Source organism: Pedococcus cremeus, from assembly GCF_900111375.1.
In the GTDB taxonomy this organism is placed as follows: domain Bacteria; phylum Actinomycetota; class Actinomycetes; order Actinomycetales; family Dermatophilaceae; genus Pedococcus_A; species Pedococcus_A cremeus.
This window is the reverse complement of the sequence record NZ_FOHB01000001.1, coordinates 605,578-624,365: the sequence shown is the minus strand read 5'-3', so window position 1 is coordinate 624,365 and position 18,788 is coordinate 605,578. Positions and strand designations below refer to the sequence as shown.

Below are 18,788 nucleotides of genomic sequence, written 5' to 3'. Positions count from 1 at the left end.
TTACCTCCGGCTCTTCGGGTCGAGCGCCTCGCGCAGCGACTCGCCCATGAGCGTGAAGCCGAGGGCGACGATGATGATGCAGGCGGCCGGGTAGAACGCCAGGTGCGGGTGGTCGCCGAGGAACTCCTGCGACGCACCGAGCATCTGACCCCACTCCGGCTTGCGGTCGTCGGGGTTCCCCAGGCCCAGGAAGGAGAGGGCGGCGGCGTCGATGATGGCGGTGGCCAGCACGATGGTCGCCTGGACGATCACCGGCGCCAGCGAGTTGGGGATGATGTGGCGGAAGACGACCGCTGACTGCTTCACGCCGAGCGCGCGCGCCGCGAGCACGTGGTCGCTGCTGCGCACGGCCAGCATGGAGCCGCGCAGCAGCCGGGCGAAGATCGGGATCTCCACGATCGCGATGGCCAGGATCACCGTCATCTGGCTCGGCCGGGCAGCGACCGCCGCGAGCGACATGGCCAGCAGCAGCGACGGGATGGAGAGCATCACGTCGACGATGCGCATGATGAACGAGTCGACCCAGCCGCCGAACGCGCCGGCCAGCGTGCCGAGCGTCAGGCCGCCGACGAGGCCGATCACCGTCGCGCCGACACCCACGATGAGGGTCTGCTGGGCGCCGACGAGGAGCCGGGAGAGCAGGTCACGGCCACGGTTGTCCGCGCCGAGCGGGAACCCGGGCTCCGACCCGGGGATCGGGTTGGACTGCTGGCGCACCTTGTCCAGGAGCAGGCCCTGGGTCGGGTCGTGCGGGGCGATCCACGGCGCGATGATCGCCAGGACCACGAAGGCCAGGGTGATGCCGGCGCCCACGAGGAAGACGGGGTTGCGCCGCAGCCGCCGCCACGCGCTCGCGATGAGCGATACACCTGGCGACTCCTCGATCTCGCCCGCGCCGGTCACGGTGCCGCTCGGGCTGCCGCCCGCGGTGGCAGCGAGGTCGTCGATGCGTTCCTTGCGGCGGTCGGCCTGGGTCTTGAGGGGGTTGGGGGTCATGGGGCTCACCTCGTCCGGACGCGCGGGTCGATGACGGCGTAGAGAATGTCGACGACGAGGTTCACCAGCACGAAGGTGACCGCCGCAGCCAGGATCAGCACCTGGAGCACGGCGTAGTCGCGCAGGGTGAAGGCGGTTGCCAGGGCGTCGCCGACGCCGCCGAGGGAGAAGACCCGCTCGGTGAGGACGGCGCCGACGAGCAGGCCACCGGTCTGCAGGCCGATCGTCGTGATGACCGGCAGCAGCGCGTTGCGCAGGATGTGCCGGCTGCGGATGGTGCTGGTGGCCAGGCCCTTGGACTCGGCGGTGCGCACGTAGTCCTCGTCCATCACCTCGAGCACCGAGGCGCGGGTGATCCGGAAGATCACCGCGAAGGGAATGCTCGACAGGGCGAGGGCGGGGAGGATCAGGTGCTTGAAGGCGTCCCACGAGGCGTCCCACTCCCGCGTGAGGATGCCGTCGAGGACGAAGAAGCCGGTCACCCGCGTGGCGTCGAGGCCGGTGCTCTGGCGTCCGGACACCGGCAGGACGCCGAGCTGGATCGCGAAGATGTACTTGAGCACGAAGGCGAGGAAGAACACCGGCACCGCGACACCGACCAGGGAGCCGACGATCGAGAGGTTGTCGAGCGTCGAGGCCCGACGGCGGGCCGCCAGGTAGCCGAGCGGGATCCCGGCCGCCACGGCGATGATGAGGGCGAGGATCGAGAGCTCGATGGTCGCCGGCATCCGGCTCAGGAAGAGGTCGAGGGCGTCACGGCCGGGGAGCACGCCCGTCGAGAGCCCGAAGTCGCCGCTCAGCACCCGCTTCACGAAGCGGCCGTACTGCACCCAGAGGGGCTGGTCGAGCCCGAGCTGCTTGGTCAGCCGCGCCGTCGACTCGGGCGTCGCCCGGTCTCCGAGCATGGCCGACACCGTTCCCCCCGGTAGCGATCTGAGCCAGATGAAGACGAGCAGCGACAGGACGATGACCACCCCCACCATCTGCAACAGTCGCCGCACAATGAACCTCAGCACGCGGTGGTCTCCTCACTTCTTCGTGACGGTGGCCGCCCCAGCGTGGGTGCTGGGACGGCCACCGGTACTACACGGATCGGGTGCTAGCCGTCGAGGCGGCGGCCACCCTACTTGCCGACGGTCACGCCCGAGAACTCCTCGGCGGTGAGCGGCGAGGGAACGACGCCCTGGACCTTCGGGCTCACGACGAGCGCCGGCGGGGAGTGGCTGATGGGCAGGCCCGGGAGGTACTCCTCCATGATCTGCTGGTTCAGCTTCTCGTAGGCCGCGTCGCGCTGGCCCTTGTCGACGATGGAGTCGGCCTTGGCCAGGTCGTCGGCGAGCTGCTTGCCGTAGCTCGTCGCCTTGGTGTGGAAGTCGTTCACGTCGTAGTTGCCGAAGAACGTGCCGACGAAGTTGTCGGCCGAGTCGTAGTCACCGGTCCAGCCGAGCAGCCAGGCGTCGAACTGGCCGTTGTCGACACCGTCGAGGTAACCGCCGTTCCACGGCTTGGTGACGACGTTGACCTTGATGCCGACCTTCTCGAGGTCCGAGCGCAGGGCGTCGTGGATCTTCTGCGGGTTCGGCATGTACGGACGCGAGACCTCGGACGGGTAGGCGAACGTCAGGCTCATGCCCTCGGCGCCGGCCTCCTTGAGCAGGCTCTTGGCCTTCTCCGGGTCGTACGGGTAGGCCTTGAGCTCCTTGTTGTAGCCGCTGACCGTCTCCGGCATGAACTGGGTGGCCACGGTGGCGCCGTCGGGCAACTGGGTCTTGACCAGCTGGTCGCGGTTCAGGGCGTACAGGAGGGCCTGGCGGACCTTGAGGTCCTTCAGCTTCGGGTTCTTCTGCGGGTTCAGACCCATGTAGAGGATGTTGAACGCGGGTCGGACCATGACCTTGTTGCCGTCGGACTTCAGGCCGTTCCAGTCCACCGGGTTCGGCAGGTCGTAGGCGTCGATGCTGCCGGCCTTGAGCTCCTGGCGACGGGTGCTCTCGTCGGGGATGATCTTGAAGACGATCTTCTTGGTCTTCGCCTTCTCGCCCCAGTAGTCGTCGTTGCGGACGAGGGTGACGGTCTTGTTGGCCTCGTCGTACTTCTCGAGCTTGTAGGGGCCGGTTGCCACCGGGTTGAAGGAGTACTTCGGGTAGGCGAAGCCCTCACCCTGCGTCTTGACGTTGTTGGCGTCGCCCTCCTTCATCGCCTTCGGCGACTGCATCGAGAAGGAGTCCAGCGAGAGCATCGTCGGGAACTTCGAGGTGGCGCGGGCGACCTTGAGCACCACGGTCGACTCGTCCTTGGCCTCGCAGCCCTGGTACAGCGAGTCCTTCGCCTTGCTCTTGAAGGCGCCCATCGTCGTGCTCCAGTACTCGGCAGGGCCCGCGGCCGCCGCCTCGTTCTGGTCGAACATGCGCTCGAAGTTGTAGCAGACGGCGTCGGCGTTGAACGGCGTGCCGTCGGTGAACTTCACGCCCTTGCGGAGGGTGAACGTCCACTCCTTGCCGTCGGCCGACGGTTCCCACTTCTCGGCCAGCTCGGGCTCGACCTCGGCGGTGCCCGCCTTGATGCCGACCAGGCCCTCCATGATCTGCCGGGTGACCCGGAAGGTCTCTCCGTCGGTGGCGTAGAAGGGGTCGAAGACCTCGGGGGCGCCGGCGGCACCGAAGGTGAAGGTGTCCTTGGTGTCACCGCCGCTCGAGGCTCCGCCTTGGCCAGAGGCGCGCTCCGACTGGGCGCAGGCCGTGAGCGTGAGTGCCACGGCCGCCGCCAGGACGACCGGAGTCGCCTTCCGCGTGTACTTCATCGAATACCTCGCTTGGTGTGCGTACTCCCGAGAGGCCCGGCCGGGCATCCGGGTGTGCGATGTGATGTGTGCCGCAGGGCGTGCGACAGCACGTCTTCTACGGTTGGTGGCAGACCATAGCGAGATATGCGGCATAAGCGACGGTGCGCCGCAGATATTTACCGGAGCGAAACACGATGACGTCATCGGAGCACGGAGCACGCCGCGAGGTCGTGGGCGCGGCCATCGTCGACGACCTCGGGCGGCCCTCGGTGCTGCTCTCGGCGCGGCGGACGGAGCCCTCCGCGCTCGCCGGCGGGTGGGAGTTCCCGGGCGGGAAGGTCGACCCGGGGGAGCAGCACGCCGAGGCGCTGCGCCGCGAGCTGCGCGAGGAGCTCGGTGTCGAGGTCGAGCTCGGCGACCTCCTGGTGGGGCCGCTCGACCGCGGCGGCTGGCCCCTCGGCGACGACTTCGTCATCTGGGTCTGGTGGGCGGCCGTGACCGACGGGGAGCCGCAGCCCCTCGAGGACCACGACGCGCTGCGCTGGCTCGCGCGCGAGGACCTGTATGCCGTGCCGTGGCTCCCGGCCGACCTCCCCATCGTGCGCGCGGCCGAGGAGCGCCTCCGGGCCTGACCCCCGGCGCACCGTCCGGCGGGCAACCGACGCGGCTCCACGCGGCATACCCGTGCGTCGGGGTTGTGGGGGTGCTCACGCACGGCTCCGTGCGTGGTTCGGAGCACCCTGAAACCCTGAGACAATGGAGCACATGCCCATGAAGACCCGCGGTGACATCCGCAATGTCGCCATCGTTGCCCACGTCGACCACGGAAAGACCACGCTGGTCGACAAGATGCTCTGGCAGGCCGGCGCGTTCGGTGAGCACCAGCACGTCGACGAGCGCGCGATGGACTCCGGCGACCTCGAGCGCGAGAAGGGCATCACCATCCTCGCCAAGAACACGGCGATCCACTACGCCGGCAAGGCCGCGGCGGATGCCGGGCTGACCGACGGCGTCACCATCAACATCATCGACACCCCCGGCCACGCCGACTTCGGCGGCGAGGTCGAGCGCGGCCTGTCCATGGTGGACGGCGTCGTGCTGCTCGTCGACGCCAGCGAGGGCCCGCTGCCGCAGACCCGCTTCGTGCTGCGCAAGGCGCTCGCCGCGAAGATGCCGGTGATCCTCTGCATCAACAAGGTCGACCGCCCCGACTCGCGCATCGCCGAGGTCGTCGACGAGGCCTACGAGCTCTTCATGGACCTCGACGCCACCGAGGAGCAGATCGACTTCCCGATCGTCTACGCCTCCGCCAAGGCCGGCCGCGCCTCCCTGAACCGCCCCGAGAACGGCGGGCTGCCGGACGGTGAGGACCTCGAGGCGCTGTTCGCGACGATCCTCGACACCATCCCGGCGCCGACGTTCGACGACGAGGCGCCCCTGCAGGCGCACGTCACCAACCTCGACGCGTCGAACTTCCTCGGCCGCCTCGCCCTGCTGCGGGTGCACAACGGCACGATCCGCAAGGGCCAGCAGGTCGCCTGGTGCAAGACCGACGGCTCCGTCGAGCGCGTCAAGATCACCGAGCTGCTCATGACGGAGGCGCTGGAGCGCAAGCCGGCCGAGCAGGCCGGGCCCGGCGACATCATCGCCATCGCGGGCATCCCCGAGATCATGATCGGTGAGACCCTCGCCGACGCCGAGAACCCCGTGCCGCTGCCGGTCATCACCGTCGACGAGCCGGCCATCTCGATGACCATCGGCACCAACACCAGCCCCATGGTGGGCCGCGTCCGCGGGTCCAAGGTCACCGCGCGCATGGTCAAGGACCGCCTCGACAAGGAGCTCGTCGGCAACGTGTCGCTGCGCGTGCTGCCCACCGAGCGCCCCGACGCCTGGGAGGTGCAGGGCCGCGGCGAGCTGGCGCTGGCCATCCTCGTCGAGCAGATGCGGCGCGAGGGCTACGAGCTCACCGTTGGCAAGCCGCAGGTCGTCACCCGTGAGGTCGACGGCAAGACCCACGAGCCGGTCGAGCGCCTCACGATCGACACCCCCGAGGAGTTCCTCGGCGCGATCACCCAGATCCTGGCTGCCCGCAAGGGGCGCATGGAGCAGATGACCAACCACGGCACCGGCTGGATCCGCATGGAGTTCCTGGTGCCGTCGCGTGGCCTCATCGGCTTCCGCACCGAGTTCCTCACCGAGACCCGCGGCACCGGCATCGCGCACCACGTGTTCGAGGACTACGAGCCGTGGTTCGGCACCATCACCACCCGCACCAGCGGTTCGCTCGTGTCCGACCGCACCGGCGTCGTGACGGCCTACGCGATGGTCAACCTCCAGGAGCGCGGCACGCTGTTCGTCGAGCCGACCACCGAGGTCTACGAGGGCATGATCGTCGGCGAGAACTCGCGCGCCGACGACATGGACGTCAACATCACCAAGGAGAAGAAGCTCACCAACGTGCGGGCGTCCTCCTCGGACAACTTCGAGAAGATCGTGCCGCCGCGCAAGCTGAGCCTCGAGCAGTCGCTCGAGTTCTGCCGCGAGGACGAGTGCGTGGAGGTCACCCCGGAGGCCGTGCGCATCCGCAAGGTGGAGCTCGACGCGACGGTGCGGGCCAGGACGGCGGCGCGCGCTCGCAACGCCAAGTAGGGAGACGCCCAGCCGGCATGACGGACAGCACCCGACGACTCCCTGCCCTCGCAGCCGTGGCCGGGGCCCTCGTGGCCCCGGTCGTCGTCGCCGGCTGCTCGGCCGTCTCGTTCGAGCGCACGGCCAGCACCACGGACGGCGGTGACTCGACCGTCACCGCGATGTCGCTGGGGCCGGTCGCGACGTGGGACCCCCAGCGCATGACGTCGACCAAGGACATGGCCTTCGCCGGCCGGGTCTTCATGCGCACGCTGACCACCTTCCCGGCCGGCCCCGACGCGGCCGCGCAGGGCCGCCTCGTCGGCGACCTCGCCACCGACACCGGGCGGCCGAGCAAGGACCTCAAGACCTGGTCGTTCACGCTGCGCGACGGCGTCTCCTGGCAGGACGGCTCGGCCGTCACCTGCGAGGACGTGCGCTACGGCGTGGCTCGCTCGTTCGGCGACCCGTTCGCCACCGAGGGGCTCAACTACCCGCTCGCGGCCCTGGACATCCCGAAGAAGGCCGATGGCACCTCGACCTACCGTGGGCCGTGGGCCGGCACGAGCGGGGCGGCCGGCGCCGGCGCGAAGGCCTTCGACACGGCGGTGTCCTGCAAGGACAGGACCATCACCTTCCGCCTCACCGAGCCGCGCGGCGACTTCAACCAGATGGTGTCGCTGGCGCCCTTCGCGCCGTTCAAGAAGAGCGCCGACAAGCGGGGTGACGGCACGTACACCGTCTTCTCCAACGGTCCCTACCTGCTCAAGGGCCCCTGGGACCAGGGCACCGGCGGCACCTTCGAGCGCAACCCTCGCTGGCAGCAGGCCTCCGACCCGGTGCGCCGGCCGGCCGCGGAGCGGATCCGCTACCAGGAGGGTGTCGAGTCGCAGACCGCTGCGCAGCGGATCATGGCCGACGAGAAGGACAACCAGCGAGCCGTGGCGCTCGACTCGGCCCCACCGGCGATGCAGCACAGCATCACCGGCAGCGACACGCTGCGCGCCCGGTCGGTGAACCCCCACCTCGGGCTCGTCGACTACCTGGCGCTGAACGTCGGCAGCGGTCCGATGGCCAAGGAGAAGGCACGTCAGGCGCTGGCGGTGGCGACCAACCGCGAGGGCTACGTCGCGGCGCTCGGCGGGTCGACCGCCGCGTCGCCCGCGCTCTCGGTGGTCGGCAGGTCGGTGCCCGGGCACGAGGAGGTCGACGTGCTGCGCTCGGGCCTGCGCGGTGACGCCGCCGCGGCTCGTTCGCTGCTGGCGGAGAGCGGGCTGACCCTGCCCGTCACGGTGCGGGTCGCCTACCGGTCGACGCCCACGGCCGACAAGGCGATGGCGGCGCTGAAGAACGGCTGGGAGGCCGGTGGGTTCCAGGTCCTGCTCCAGCCGGTCGAGAAGGACTACTTCGCGGCCGTGTCGTCGGCGGAGCGGACGCGCCAGAGCGACGTGATCTGGGCGAACTGGGCCGCCGACTGGCCCTCGGCCTCCACGGTGCTGCCCCCGCTGTTCGACAGCCGCCTCAACCTGACGAGCTCCGGCTCGGGGCGTGACCTCGGCCGGTTCTCCGACGCCAGGGTCAACGCCCGGATGAGCGAGATCTCCGCGATGGCCGACCCGGCCGCGCGGGAGAAGGCCTGGGGCGAGCTCGACCGGGGCCTGCTGCAGCGCGGCGTCTACGTCCCGCTGGCGCAGTACCGCGGGGTGTTCACGGCCGGCTCGGCCGTCACCGGGCTGGCGGCCAACGAGGCGCTCGGCGGCTGGGTGGACCTCGCCAGGGTCGGTGTGCGGTGACCGGTCAGGTCCTGCTCTTCGTCCACGCCCATCCCGACGACGAGAGCCTCGCCACCGGTGTGGCGCTGGCTCACCACGCCCGGCAGGGGCACGAGGTGCACGTGCTGACCTGCACCCTGGGCGAGGAGGGCGAGGTGATCCCGGCGGAGCTGGCCCATCTCGCCTCCGACCGTGACGACACCCTGGGCCCGTGGCGTCGCGAGGAGCTGCGCCGAGCCACGGCAGCCCTCGGTGTGCGGCACCGGGTCCTCGGTGAGGACCCGGACCGGGGCGTGCTGTCGCGGTGGCGCGACTCCGGCATGGCAGGCACCCCGACGGCCGCCAACCCGGCGGCCTTCGTCAACGCCGACGTCGACGAGGTGGCCGCCCTGGTCGCCGACGTCGTCACCGAGCTGCGCCCCTCGGTCGTGGTCACCTATGACGAGCACGGGGGCTACGGCCACCCCGACCACATCCAGACCCACCGGGTCACCTGCGCGGCGGTCGCGTCGCTGCCCGAGGCGGAGCGCCCCGCCCTGTATGCCGTGCTGACGCCGCGGTCGTGGGCGCTCGAGGACCGTGGGTGGCTGGCCGAGCACGTGCCGGCGTCCGCCGGGTGGCAGGTGCCGGCCCCCGGTGACGCGTTCCCTCCCTCCGTCGTCGACGATGTGGTGGTGACCCACGAGGTGATCGACCCCGACGCCGTGCCGGCCCAGGAGGCCGCGCTGCGGGCCCACCGCACCCAGGTCAGCGTGGGGGAGCGGTGCTACGCCCTGTCCAACGACATCGCCGCCCGGCTGTCCGGGCGGGAGGGCTTCGCCAACCTCGACCCGGAGACCGGGGCCCTCGTGCCCCCACCCAGCGGCGCCTCGCGCCGCACCCCGCTGCTCCCCGGTGCGGGCGCATGAGGGAGGAGCCGACGAGGGACCGCTTCCGCCTGGCCATGGGTCGCTTCGCCACCGGCGTCACCGTCCTCACGACGGTCACGGGTGGCCACGACCACGCGATGACCGCGAACGCCGTGGCCTCGGTGTCGATGGAGCCCATGCTGGTGCTCGCGTGCGTCGAGGTCGACGCCCGTTTCCACGACGCCGTCGCCGAGGCGGGGCTGTGGGGCATCAGCGTGCTCGACGCGCAGCAGCGCCCCACCGCGGACTGGCTGGCCACCCAGGGCCGGCCGCTGCACGGGCAGCTCGACCGGGTGCCGCACCACCGGGGGAGCACCGGGGTGGCGCTGCTCGACGGCGCTTTGGCAACGATTGAGTGTCGGACCACGGACATGCACCCCGCCGGTGACCACAGCATCGTGGTGGGCGAAGTAGTGTCCCTCGGAGTTGCTGAGCACCCCGGCGCGGCACTGACGTACTACCGCAGCCGCTACGGGTCGCTGGCCTGACATCCCTGTCGTGAGCTCCCCGTCGTGAGCTCCCTGGCGTGAGAGAAGAGTGTGACGTGGTGCGACGTGGTGAACGGGGCGGTGCGGCCCTGCGCCTGGTCATCGCCCTGGCCGTGCTGGCTGCGGCCTACATCGGCCTGGCCGCCTTCCTCGGACGACACGTCCCCGCCAACGCGTCGGTCGCCGGCATCCCGATCGGCGGCAAGTCGCCCGCCGACGCCGAGGCCACCCTCAAGCGGCAGCTGGCCTCACAGGCCTCGGCGCCCGTGCGGCTCCGGGTCGCCGGCCGCACCGTCGACGTCGACCCCTCGGCGGCCGGGCTGTCCCTCGACCTCGAGGAGACCCTCCAGGGCCTGAGCGGCTTCTCCCTCAAGCCGGCCGACGTGTGGAACCACCTCAACGGCGGCGACGACGAGCCGCTGCGCACCGACGTCGACCGCGACCGCCTGCGTGCCGTGCTCGCCGAGACCGCCAAGGGAGTCGACAAGGGCGCCCAGGAGGGAGCCATCGCCTTCCCCGGCGGCGCGGTCAAGGTCGTCAACCCCGTCATCGGGATGTCCCTCGACGTCGAGAAGACCGCCGACGTCGTCGCCGCTGCGTGGCCCACCACGACCCCCGTCAAGGCGGTCGTGAACACCGTGCCGCCCAAGACCTCCGCCGACGAGGTCCAGCGTGCCCGCACCGAGTTCGCCGACAAGGCCATGGCAGGGCCGGTGAAGGTGTCGGTCGGCTCCACCACCGTCGCTCTCGAGCCCGCGGAGTTCGCCCCCGCCGTCACGATGAAGGCGGGCGGCGACGGGAGCCTCACGCCGGCATACGACAGCAGGAAGCTGCTGGCGGCGGTGCGCGCCGCCGCGGCCGAGAAGGGGCTGGAGCCCAAGGCGGAGGACGCCTCGTTCCGCCTCCAGGGCGGCAAGGCCGTGCTCGTGCCGGCCAAGACCGGCCTGCAGATCGACGAGAAGTCGCTCGTCGACGGGTTCGGCCCGGCGCTGACCTCGAGCAGCCGCACGGTCAAGCCGAAGACGACCGTCGTGCAGCCGGACCTCACGACGGAGGAGGCCAGGAAGATCGCGCCGAAGGAGGTCATCTCGACCTTCACGACGCAGTTCCCCTTCAACCCGCCGCGCACCGAGAACATCACCCTCGCCGCGCGGACGCTCAACGGCACGTTCGTCGCCCCGGGCAAGACCTTCAGCCTCAACGACCTCCTCGGGCAGCGCACCGGCGGCAAGGGCTACAACGAGGCACCGGTCATCGTCAACGGCCGGCTCACCAAGGACTTCGGCGGGGGCATCTCGCAGCTGTCGACCACGCTGTTCAACGCGGTCTTCTTCTCCGGCGCGCGGATCGAGGAGCACCACCCGCACAGCTTCTACATCGCGCGCTACCCCGAGGGCCGCGAGGCCACCATCTCCTGGCCCGACGTCGACAACCGGTTCACCAACGACACCGCCGGCGGCATCCTCATCGAGTCCTACGTCTCCGGGAGCAGCGTCACGGTGACGTTCCACGGCATCAAGACGTGGGACATCAAGGCCGACAAGGGTCCTCGGCGCAACGTCGTCAAGCCCAAGAAGATCGTCGACGACCGGCCCACCTGCGTGCCGCAGAGCCCGACGCCCGGCTTCGACGTGACCGTGACCCGGATCTTCACCAGGGCCGGGAAAGAGGTGAAGCGCTCGACCTTCGACACGCACTACATCCCCGAGGACGACGTCACCTGCACCCACCCGAAGGCGAGCTAGCCGGACCCCCTAGCGCACGAGGTGGGCGTACGGGTCGGGGCGCTCGGCCTCGCTGCGCAGGACGCAGAACTCGTTGCCCTCGGGGTCGGCCAGCGTCGCCCAGCCGGTGCCGGGGCCGCGGTGGTCGCGCAGGTCGTGCACCATCGTGGCTCCGAGGGAGAGCAGCCGGTCGACCTCCTCGTTCATCGTGCGGTCGGTCGGCCAGAGGTCGAAGTGCAGGCGGTTCTTGACCGTCTTGCCCTCCGGCACCTCGATGAACAGCACGCGCTGCCGGCCGTCGGGGGAGAAGATCATGCACTCCTCGTGGCCGGGCTCGTTGGGGTCGCGCGGGTCCTCGGAGAAGCCCAGGACCTGCGCCCACCAGACCGACTGGGCGTGGGCGTCACGGGAGTCGACGGAGGTGTGCGAGATGCGTGAGGTCATGGACCCAACCCTCGCGAAGAGCCGCTCGCCGCGCCACGGGTTTACGGCGCGGTGAGGTAGGCGTACGAGGAGTGCACGTCGAACCCGAGGCGCTCGTAGAGCCGCTGCGCCGTGTGGTTGTCGTGCTCGACCTGCAGGTGCACCAGGTGCACCCCCTCCTCGCGCGCCTGCGCGCACAGCCGAGCGGTGAGGTGCGCGGCGAGGCCGCGGCCCCGGTATGCCGGGTCCGTCCAGACCGCGCCGAGTCCCGCCCAGCCGTGGGCGATCCCCAAGCGTCCCAACGCGATCGGTGCCGTGCCCGCGGCGTCGGCCGGCCGCAGCCCGAGCTGCTGCGAGAGCCCGCCGCCGGGCAGCACGTGGCCGAACAGGTGCCGGGGGCTGCCCGTGATGACGAGCTCGGTGGCCCCCGGGACCGTGGTCCTGGTGCGGTGGTAGGCCTCCAGCCACACCCCGTCGGGGTCCGGGCCGATGTGCACGGTGGGTCCGCCCGGGTCCGCTGCCGCGACCGCCGCCGTGGCGGCGGTGAGGTTGAGCGTGAGGCTGCCCACCGAGTAGCCGCGGCCGACGAGCAGGGCACCGAGGGCGTCGTCGGCCGGGTCGAAGCCCTGGGGCCCGGCGACGGCGAACTTGGCCGGGAGGCCGCGTGCGGCATACCACTGCTCGACCCGGTCGACGGCGTCGGCGAGGGGCAGCCCCGGGTCGCCCAGCGGCACCACGGAGTTGCCCCGCTGGGTGAATCCCGACGACGCCCGCAGCAGCCAGTCGCCGAGCTGTTCGCGCTCGACGGCACCCCACGACGGAGCCATGACCCGCTGCAGCTCCTCGATGCCGATGGCCCGGTGCGGGGCACCCCGGCGCGTTGGCTTCGGCGGCACCTCCTTGGCGGCGACGACCCGGTCGCGGTCGACCACCACGGTGCCGCGGGAGGTCTGCACCGTCAGGGTGCGCTCGTCGGCCGCCGAGAGGGTGCCGACCGCGTCGGTGAGGCTCGCTCCGGTGGCCGCGTCGGCCTGCTCGAGGCGCCACCTGACCACGACACGGGAACCGAGGGGGAGCGCTGCGGCGTGGTCGGGCACGCGTGCATAGTATGTGCGTTATGACCTACGTGATCGCCCAGCCTTGCGTCGACCTGAAGGACAAGGCGTGCATCGAGGAATGCCCCGTCGACTGCATCTACGAGGGCGAGCGGTCCCTGTACATCCACCCCGACGAGTGCGTCGACTGCGGCGCCTGTGAGCCGGTCTGCCCCGTCGAGGCGATCTACTACGAGGACGACGTGCCCGAGCAGTGGGCCGACTACTACAAGGCCAACGTCGAGTTCTTCGACGACCTCGGCAGCCCGGGTGGCGCCGCGAAGCTGGGCCTGATCAACAAGGACCACCCGCTCATCGCCGCCCTGCCGCCGCAGGAGCACGACGAGTGACCTGTGCGTCTTCCTGACTTTCCCTGGGACTCGCTCGCTCCCTACAAGGAGCGGGCGAGTGCCGTGTCCGCCGACCTGCCGGGCGGGGCCCTCGTCGACCTCTCGGTGGGCACCCCGGTGGACCCCACGCCCGTCGTGGTGCAGGACGCACTGCGGGCCGCGGCCGACGCGCCGGGCTACCCGCAGACGTGGGGCACCTCTCCGCTGCGGGAGGCCGTGGCGCGCTGGTTCGAGCGGCGCCGCGGGGTGCCCGGCCTCGACCCCGACGGCGTGCTGCCGACCATCGGCAGCAAGGAGCTGGTGGCCTGGCTGCCCAGCCTCCTCGAGCTGGGGGCCGGTGACATCGTCGGTTTCCCACGCATCGCCTACCCGACCTACGACGTCGGGGCCCGGCTGGCCGGCGCCGACCCCGTGGTCGTCGACGGCCTCGCCGCCCTCGGTCCGCTGACGCCGTCCACCACGCCGAAGCTGTTGTGGCTCAACAGTCCCGGCAACCCGACCGGGAAGGTGCTCGGCGTCGAGCACCTCGCGAAGGTGGTCGACTGGGCGCGCCGTCACGGCGTCGTGGTCGCCAGCGACGAGTGCTACGCCGAGCTCGACTGGCGCGAGCGCGACCCCTCGAGCGCGGAGCCGCCGACCACCCCGAGCATCCTCGACCCCCGCGTGACCGGTGGCAGCCACGAGGGCCTGCTCGCCGTCTACTCGCTAAGCAAGCAGTCGAACCTCGCCGGCTACCGCGCGGCCTTCGTGGCCGGCGACCCGGTGCTGGTCAAGCAGCTGCTGGAGGTGCGCAAGCACGCCGGCATGATCATGCCGGCGCCCGTGCAGCACGCCATGGCGGCGGCGCTCGGCGACGACGCCCACGTGGCGGAGCAGAAGGCCCGGTATGCCGCGCGGCGCAGCCGTCTTCGGGCCGCCGTCGAGGGTGCCGGGCTGCGCGTCGACGACTCCGAGGCCGGCCTCTACCTGTGGTGCACCCGCGGCGAGGACGCCTGGGCCACCGTCGGCTGGCTGGCCGACCGCGGCATCCTCGTCGCCCCCGGCACCTTCTACGGCGCAGCCGGTGCCCAGCACGTGCGGATCGCCTTGACTGCCAGCGACGACAGCATCGAGGCGGCGGCCGCGCGCCTCGCCTGACGAGTCTGCCCGGACTGCCCGCTTTTTCCGCCTGGGAGGACCTGGGGTACCGTCGCTGTTGCGGTGGGCGCGCCAAGCCAGGGTGCCCCCAAACACACTTTCGAGGATGGGTTTGATGAGCAACGACGTAGCCGGAGCCACTCTGAAGACCGGGGACAAAGAGCTGTCCCTTCCGGTGGTCCAGGCCGCCGAGGGCAACGACGGGTACGACGTCTCCAAGCTGCTGAAGGAGACCGGCAACGTCACCCTCGACATCGGTTTCGTCAACACCGCGTCGTGCACCAGCGCGATCACCTACATCGACGGTGACGCCGGCATCCTGCGCTACCGGGGCTACCCGATCGAGCAGCTGGCCGAGAAGTCGAGCTTCCTCGAGACGTCCTACCTGCTGATCTACGGCGAGCTCCCCACCCCGGAGCAGCTGGCCGACTTCGACCAGCGCATCCGCCGTCACACCCTGCTGCACGAGGACCTCAAGGCGTTCTTCACCGGTTTCCCCCGTGACGCCCACCCGATGCCGGTGCTGTCCTCCGCGGTCTCGGCGCTGTCGACCTTCTACCAGGACAGCCTCGACCCGTTCGACGAGGAGCAGGTCGAGATCTCGACCGTCCGCCTCATGGCCAAGCTGCCGACCATCGCGGCGTACGCCTACAAGAAGAGCGTCGGCCAGCCGTTCCTCTACCCGGACAACTCGCTGTCGCTGACCGAGAACTTCCTGCGCATGACGTTCGGCTTCCCGGCCGAGCCCTACGACCTCGACCCGGAGCTGGTCAAGGCGCTCGACCTGCTGCTGATCCTGCACGCCGACCACGAGCAGAACTGCTCCACCTCCACGGTGCGCCTCGTCGGCTCCTCGCAGGCCAACCTCTTCGCCTCCATCTCCGCCGGCATCAACGCCCTGTTCGGCCCGCTGCACGGTGGCGCCAACCAGTCGGTGCTCGAGATGCTCGAGGGCATCCAGAAGGACGGCGGTGACGTCGACGCCTTCGTGCGCAAGGTGAAGAACAAGGAAGACGGCGTGAAGCTCATGGGCTTCGGGCACCGGGTCTACAAGAACTACGACCCGCGCGCGGCCATCGTGAAGGAGACCGCGCACACGGTCCTCAACAAGGGCGGCGTCTCCGACCCGCTGCTCGACATCGCCATGAAGCTCGAGCAGCACGCGCTCGAGGACGACTACTTCGTCGAGCGCAAGCTCTACCCGAACGTCGACTTCTACACGGGCCTGATCTACAAGTCGATGGGCTTCCCGACCCGCATGTTCACCGTGCTCTTCGCGCTCGGGCGCCTGCCCGGCTGGATCGCCCAGTGGCGCGAGATGATCCAGGACCCGCAGACCAAGATCGGCCGCCCCCGCCAGATCTACGTCGGCGCCACCGAGCGGGACTACGTCTCGCTCGAGCAGCGCTGACGTACCGGTCGCTCCAGACCGAACACGAGGCCCGCACCGTGGGACACGGTGCGGGCCTCGTTCTGTCCTCAGCACCCTGCCCGGGTGGCCGCGATGCCGCCCAGGAGGCCCGGTGGGGCCGGTGTGCCGTCTCTGCTCGCCGGCAGTCACAGCCCCCAGGCGTCCGGCAGGGCCTCGATGTCGTCACGCGGGCCCACGAGCCGGTCCCACGGGATGGTCACCTCGAGGGGTGGCAGAGCGCAGGCGAGCACGCACTGGTCACCGGTGACGTGGAGCCCGGCCCGCGTCGGGTAGACGTGCAGCTCGTCGCGGGTGAGCGTCGCCACCTCGGGCGCGTCGGGGACCTGTCGGCTGACGGCCCGGCGCAGCTCGCGCTCGAAGTCCCACGCCGGTCCGCCTGCCTGCTGGAGCTGGCCGAGCAACCCGGCGTCGGTGACCGTGCGGCCGTGGGCCACGTCGACGGTGACGGACCGGAGCACGGCCAGGGGGTGGGCGCCCCCGGTGTAGACGGAGGCGCGCCACACCACGACGGCGAGCTCCGCCTCGTTGACGGGCACCGAGACCCGCTCGGTGGTGACGCTGCCCTGCGGCTCGCTGCCCGCCTCAGCGGCTGCCTCCCAGCCGGCGACGACCCCGGACTCCTGGCCCTCGAGCGCCCGCTGGAGGGCTCGGGCGGCCCGGACGGTCGTCGCGTCGTCGGTCAGCGCCTCGACGGTGAACTCAGGCAGCTTCAGCCCCCGACCGCGGCTGTCGGAGACCACGCGGTGGGAGATGCGCAGGCGGGGCCCCGACCTCGGGTTCGAGGTCGAGGTCGTCGGCTGCGAGGTGGACCGTGCCGTCGGGGAGGCGGTCGGCCCGGACGTAGGACTGGATGACGCACCGGGTGACGTGCTGGGTGACCTGCTGGGTGTCGCGGCGGCGCTGCTGCGGCCGGCCGCCGTGACGGTCACGGTGGCGGCCCCGGGAGACCCACTCCCGCTGCAGGCCCCGAGCGTGGCGACGCCCAGGCCCACGACCGACGTGGCCACCACCGCGCGCCAGCGCACTCGCCCCATGACCCCTCCGCGTCCTCCCGCGCCGATCGTGCCAGCCGCGGCAGCCGCGCGGTTCCGCCGATTGCACGAGACGGGCGGCGTGACACCCGGCGGACCACACGCAAGGAGAGGGGGTGTGCCGTGTGGCGCCGGTGCGGGGCGTCAGGACTGGGCGGCGGGGGCGAACGTGATGGTCACGGTGCGTCCGGCAGCGGCGCCGGACACCTTCTTCCACGTCCAGCCGTCCTTGTCCCGCGTGCGGGTCCACTGGTGGTCGCCGACGCGCACCGCGGTCACCCCGTGCTGGTTCGCCTTGGCGACCGACCAGGCGCCGATGTTCCACGCCTGCAGGTCGGAGCCGGCCTTCACCGTGAGGGTGCGTCCGCGAGGCGTGGCGGCCACGCCCAGCTCGGTCTTGAGCGAGGTGGCGAGCGCCTTCGGGTCGCTGCCCTTCGCGTCGTCGAGGCGGCACCCGAGGCCGCCGGGGGAGTGGCCGCTGATCGTCGAGGCGAGGATGCGCCCCTCCTTCTCGTGGTCGGCGTAGGCCTCGGGATAGCCGCTCTTCTGCACCTCCTGCGCGACCTTGGTGATCTCCATCTGCTCGTAGCCCTTGACCTTCACCAGCGCGTCGTAGAAGGCGTTGGTGGCGTGCACCGGGTCGAGGATCTGCTGCTCGGTGCCCCAGCCCTGCGACGGCCGCTGCTGGAACAGGCCGAGGGAGTCGCGGTCGCCGTAGCGCAGGTTGCGCAGCTTGGACTCCTGGATCGCGGTGGCGATGGCGATGGTGGCCGCCCGCGGGGGCAGGCCCCGCTTGACGGCCAGGCCGGTGATGGTCGCGGCGTACCCGGTCTGCGACGGGTCGAAGTCGACGCTGTTGCCGAGCGCGGTCGCCTGGCAGCGGGGGCCGCCGAAGTTGCGCAGGACTCCCTGGTAGCCGAGGTACCCCGCGACGACGATGCTGAGGGCGAAGAGGGCCAGGACGATGCGCGTCAGGGCACGCCGACGACGCGAACGGGGCCTCTGCTCCGAGAGGACGACCCCGCCGCGGCGGCTGCCTCCACGCCTAGTCGTTGGCATGCAGGGCCGAGTTCAGGACGATGCCGTGGCCGTCGCGGGCGCGGGCCTCGACCGTGCCGGTGACCGAGTTGCGCAGGAAGAGCAGGCTGTCCTGGCCGGAGAGCTCGCGGGCCTTGACCACCTGGGCGTCGGGCAGGGTGACCTTGGTGCCGGCCGTGAGGTACAGGCCCGCCTCCACGACGCAGTCGTCGCCGAGCGCGATGCCCAGACCGGACTCGGCACCGAGGAGGCAGCGCTCGCCGATGCGGACCCGCTCGGTGCCACCACCGGAGAGGGTGCCCATGGTGGAGGCGCCGCCCCCGATGTCGGAGCCGTCGCCCACGACCACGCCCTGGCTGATGCGGCCCTCGACCATGGAGGTGCCGAGCGTGCCGGCGTTGAAGTTCACGAACCCCTCGTGCATGACCGTGGTGCCCGGGGCCAGGTGCGCGCCGAGTCGGACCCGGTCCGCGTCGCCGATGCGCACGCCCGCGGGCACGACGTAGTCGGTCATGCGGGGGAACTTGTCGATGCCGAAGACCTGCACCGGTCCGCGGGCGCGCATCCGGGCGCGGGTCATCTCGAAGCCCTCGACGGCACACGGGCCCTGGCTGGTCCAGACGACGTTGGTCAGCACGCCGAACATGCCGTCGAGGTTGATGCTGTTGGGCTCGACCAGGCAGTGCGAGAGCAGGTGGAGGCGCAGGTAGGCGTCCGACGCGTCGGCCGGGGCGGCGTCGAGGTTGATGCTGGTCTGGACGAGCTCGCGGCGGACCCGGCGCACCTCGTCCTTGCCGGCCAGGGCCTGCAGCTCCTCGGGGGCCGAGGCGTCGGCAGGGACCTCACCCAGCGAGGGCTCGGGGTACCAGGTGTCCAGCGTCGCACCGTCGTCGGTGATGGTCGCCAGTCCGAATCCCCATGCGCTGCGCTCGTCGTTCATGCGGGACAGCGTAGGCGAGCCGGCCGGCAGGTCGGTGCACCG

Annotated in this window: 17 protein-coding genes; 9 read left to right on the top strand and 8 right to left on the bottom strand. The window is 71.0% G+C overall.

The window, feature by feature from the left end; all coding sequences use genetic code 11:
* The 3 genes from BMW78_RS02935 to BMW78_RS02925 form a co-directional block, all read right to left on the bottom strand.
* On the bottom strand, positions 1 to 996 hold the full coding sequence (locus tag BMW78_RS02935; RefSeq protein WP_091756170.1) for an ABC transporter permease: 996 nt from the start codon (positions 994 to 996) through the stop codon (positions 1 to 3).
* 5 nt (positions 997 to 1,001) lie between these two features.
* Positions 1,002 to 2,012, bottom strand: a complete 1,011-nt coding sequence (locus BMW78_RS02930) for an ABC transporter permease (RefSeq protein ID WP_091756168.1) — start codon at positions 2,010 to 2,012, stop codon at positions 1,002 to 1,004.
* A gap of 107 nt (positions 2,013 to 2,119) precedes the next feature.
* Positions 2,120 to 3,796: an ABC transporter substrate-binding protein gene (locus BMW78_RS02925; RefSeq protein ID WP_091756166.1), complete on the bottom strand. Its 1,677-nt coding sequence runs from the start codon at positions 3,794 to 3,796 to the stop codon at positions 2,120 to 2,122.
* A 176-nt stretch (positions 3,797 to 3,972) separates the two neighbouring features.
* On the opposite strand from BMW78_RS02925, the gene BMW78_RS02920 reads away from it, so the two are divergent.
* The 6 genes from BMW78_RS02920 (at position 3,973) to BMW78_RS02895 (ending at position 11,322) form a co-directional block, all read left to right on the top strand.
* Positions 3,973 to 4,410 carry a (deoxy)nucleoside triphosphate pyrophosphohydrolase gene (locus BMW78_RS02920; RefSeq protein WP_091756164.1) on the top strand — a complete coding sequence of 146 codons (438 nt, stop codon included), beginning with the start codon at positions 3,973 to 3,975 and terminating at the stop codon, positions 4,408 to 4,410.
* Between the two features lie 133 nt (positions 4,411 to 4,543).
* Positions 4,544 to 6,430: a translational GTPase TypA gene (typA, locus tag BMW78_RS02915; RefSeq protein WP_091756563.1), complete on the top strand. Its 1,887-nt coding sequence runs from the start codon at positions 4,544 to 4,546 to the stop codon at positions 6,428 to 6,430.
* 17 nt (positions 6,431 to 6,447) lie between these two features.
* Complete coding sequence (locus BMW78_RS02910; RefSeq protein ID WP_091756162.1) at positions 6,448 to 8,202, top strand: ABC transporter substrate-binding protein; 1,755 nt, start codon at positions 6,448 to 6,450, stop codon at positions 8,200 to 8,202.
* Positions 8,199 to 9,089 carry an N-acetyl-1-D-myo-inositol-2-amino-2-deoxy-alpha-D-glucopyranoside deacetylase gene (gene mshB, locus BMW78_RS02905; protein WP_177180243.1) on the top strand — a complete coding sequence of 297 codons (891 nt, stop codon included), beginning with the start codon at positions 8,199 to 8,201 and terminating at the stop codon, positions 9,087 to 9,089. Before BMW78_RS02910 ends, mshB begins: the two co-directional genes overlap by 4 nt.
* Positions 9,086 to 9,577, top strand: coding sequence for a flavin reductase family protein (locus BMW78_RS02900; protein WP_245735623.1), 492 nt, complete (start codon positions 9,086 to 9,088; stop codon positions 9,575 to 9,577). Before mshB ends, BMW78_RS02900 begins: the two co-directional genes overlap by 4 nt.
* 56 nt (positions 9,578 to 9,633) lie before the next feature.
* Positions 9,634 to 11,322 (top strand): VanW family protein, encoded by a 1,689-nt coding sequence (locus BMW78_RS02895; protein WP_177180242.1) that lies wholly within the window; start codon positions 9,634 to 9,636, stop codon positions 11,320 to 11,322.
* 9 nt (positions 11,323 to 11,331) lie between these two features.
* Here BMW78_RS02895 and BMW78_RS02890 read toward each other — a convergent pair whose 3' ends face one another.
* Positions 11,332 to 11,745 (bottom strand): VOC family protein, encoded by a 414-nt coding sequence (locus tag BMW78_RS02890; protein ID WP_091756156.1) that lies wholly within the window; start codon positions 11,743 to 11,745, stop codon positions 11,332 to 11,334.
* 41 nt (positions 11,746 to 11,786) lie between these two features.
* Positions 11,787 to 12,821: a GNAT family N-acetyltransferase gene (locus tag BMW78_RS02885; RefSeq protein WP_091756155.1), complete on the bottom strand. Its 1,035-nt coding sequence runs from the start codon at positions 12,819 to 12,821 to the stop codon at positions 11,787 to 11,789.
* Between the two features lie 20 nt (positions 12,822 to 12,841).
* Between BMW78_RS02885 and fdxA the strand changes: the two genes are divergently transcribed.
* The 3 genes from fdxA (at position 12,842) to BMW78_RS02870 (ending at position 15,716) form a co-directional block, all read left to right on the top strand.
* Positions 12,842 to 13,168 carry a ferredoxin gene (gene fdxA, locus BMW78_RS02880; protein ID WP_091756153.1) on the top strand — a complete coding sequence of 109 codons (327 nt, stop codon included), beginning with the start codon at positions 12,842 to 12,844 and terminating at the stop codon, positions 13,166 to 13,168.
* 3 nt (positions 13,169 to 13,171) lie between these two features.
* Positions 13,172 to 14,305 (top strand): succinyldiaminopimelate transaminase, encoded by a 1,134-nt coding sequence (gene dapC / locus BMW78_RS02875; protein WP_091756151.1) that lies wholly within the window; start codon positions 13,172 to 13,174, stop codon positions 14,303 to 14,305.
* 115 nt (positions 14,306 to 14,420) lie between these two features.
* Positions 14,421 to 15,716 carry a citrate synthase gene (locus BMW78_RS02870; RefSeq protein ID WP_091756149.1) on the top strand — a complete coding sequence of 432 codons (1,296 nt, stop codon included), beginning with the start codon at positions 14,421 to 14,423 and terminating at the stop codon, positions 15,714 to 15,716.
* Between the two features lie 146 nt (positions 15,717 to 15,862).
* Here BMW78_RS02870 and BMW78_RS02865 read toward each other — a convergent pair whose 3' ends face one another.
* From BMW78_RS02865 to dapD, 3 genes are all read right to left on the bottom strand, one after another.
* Entirely contained in the window at positions 15,863 to 16,771 is a 909-nt protein-coding gene (locus BMW78_RS02865; RefSeq protein ID WP_143056122.1) for a hypothetical protein, read from the bottom strand.
* Between the two features lie 141 nt (positions 16,772 to 16,912).
* Positions 16,913 to 17,827, bottom strand: coding sequence for a hypothetical protein (locus BMW78_RS02860; protein ID WP_245735622.1), 915 nt, complete (start codon positions 17,825 to 17,827; stop codon positions 16,913 to 16,915).
* On the bottom strand, positions 17,814 to 18,746 hold the full coding sequence (gene dapD, locus BMW78_RS02855; RefSeq protein ID WP_091756558.1) for a 2,3,4,5-tetrahydropyridine-2,6-dicarboxylate N-succinyltransferase: 933 nt from the start codon (positions 18,744 to 18,746) through the stop codon (positions 17,814 to 17,816). The genes BMW78_RS02860 and dapD overlap by 14 nt, the downstream gene beginning before the upstream one ends.
* Between the last annotated feature and the right edge of the window lie 42 nt (positions 18,747 to 18,788).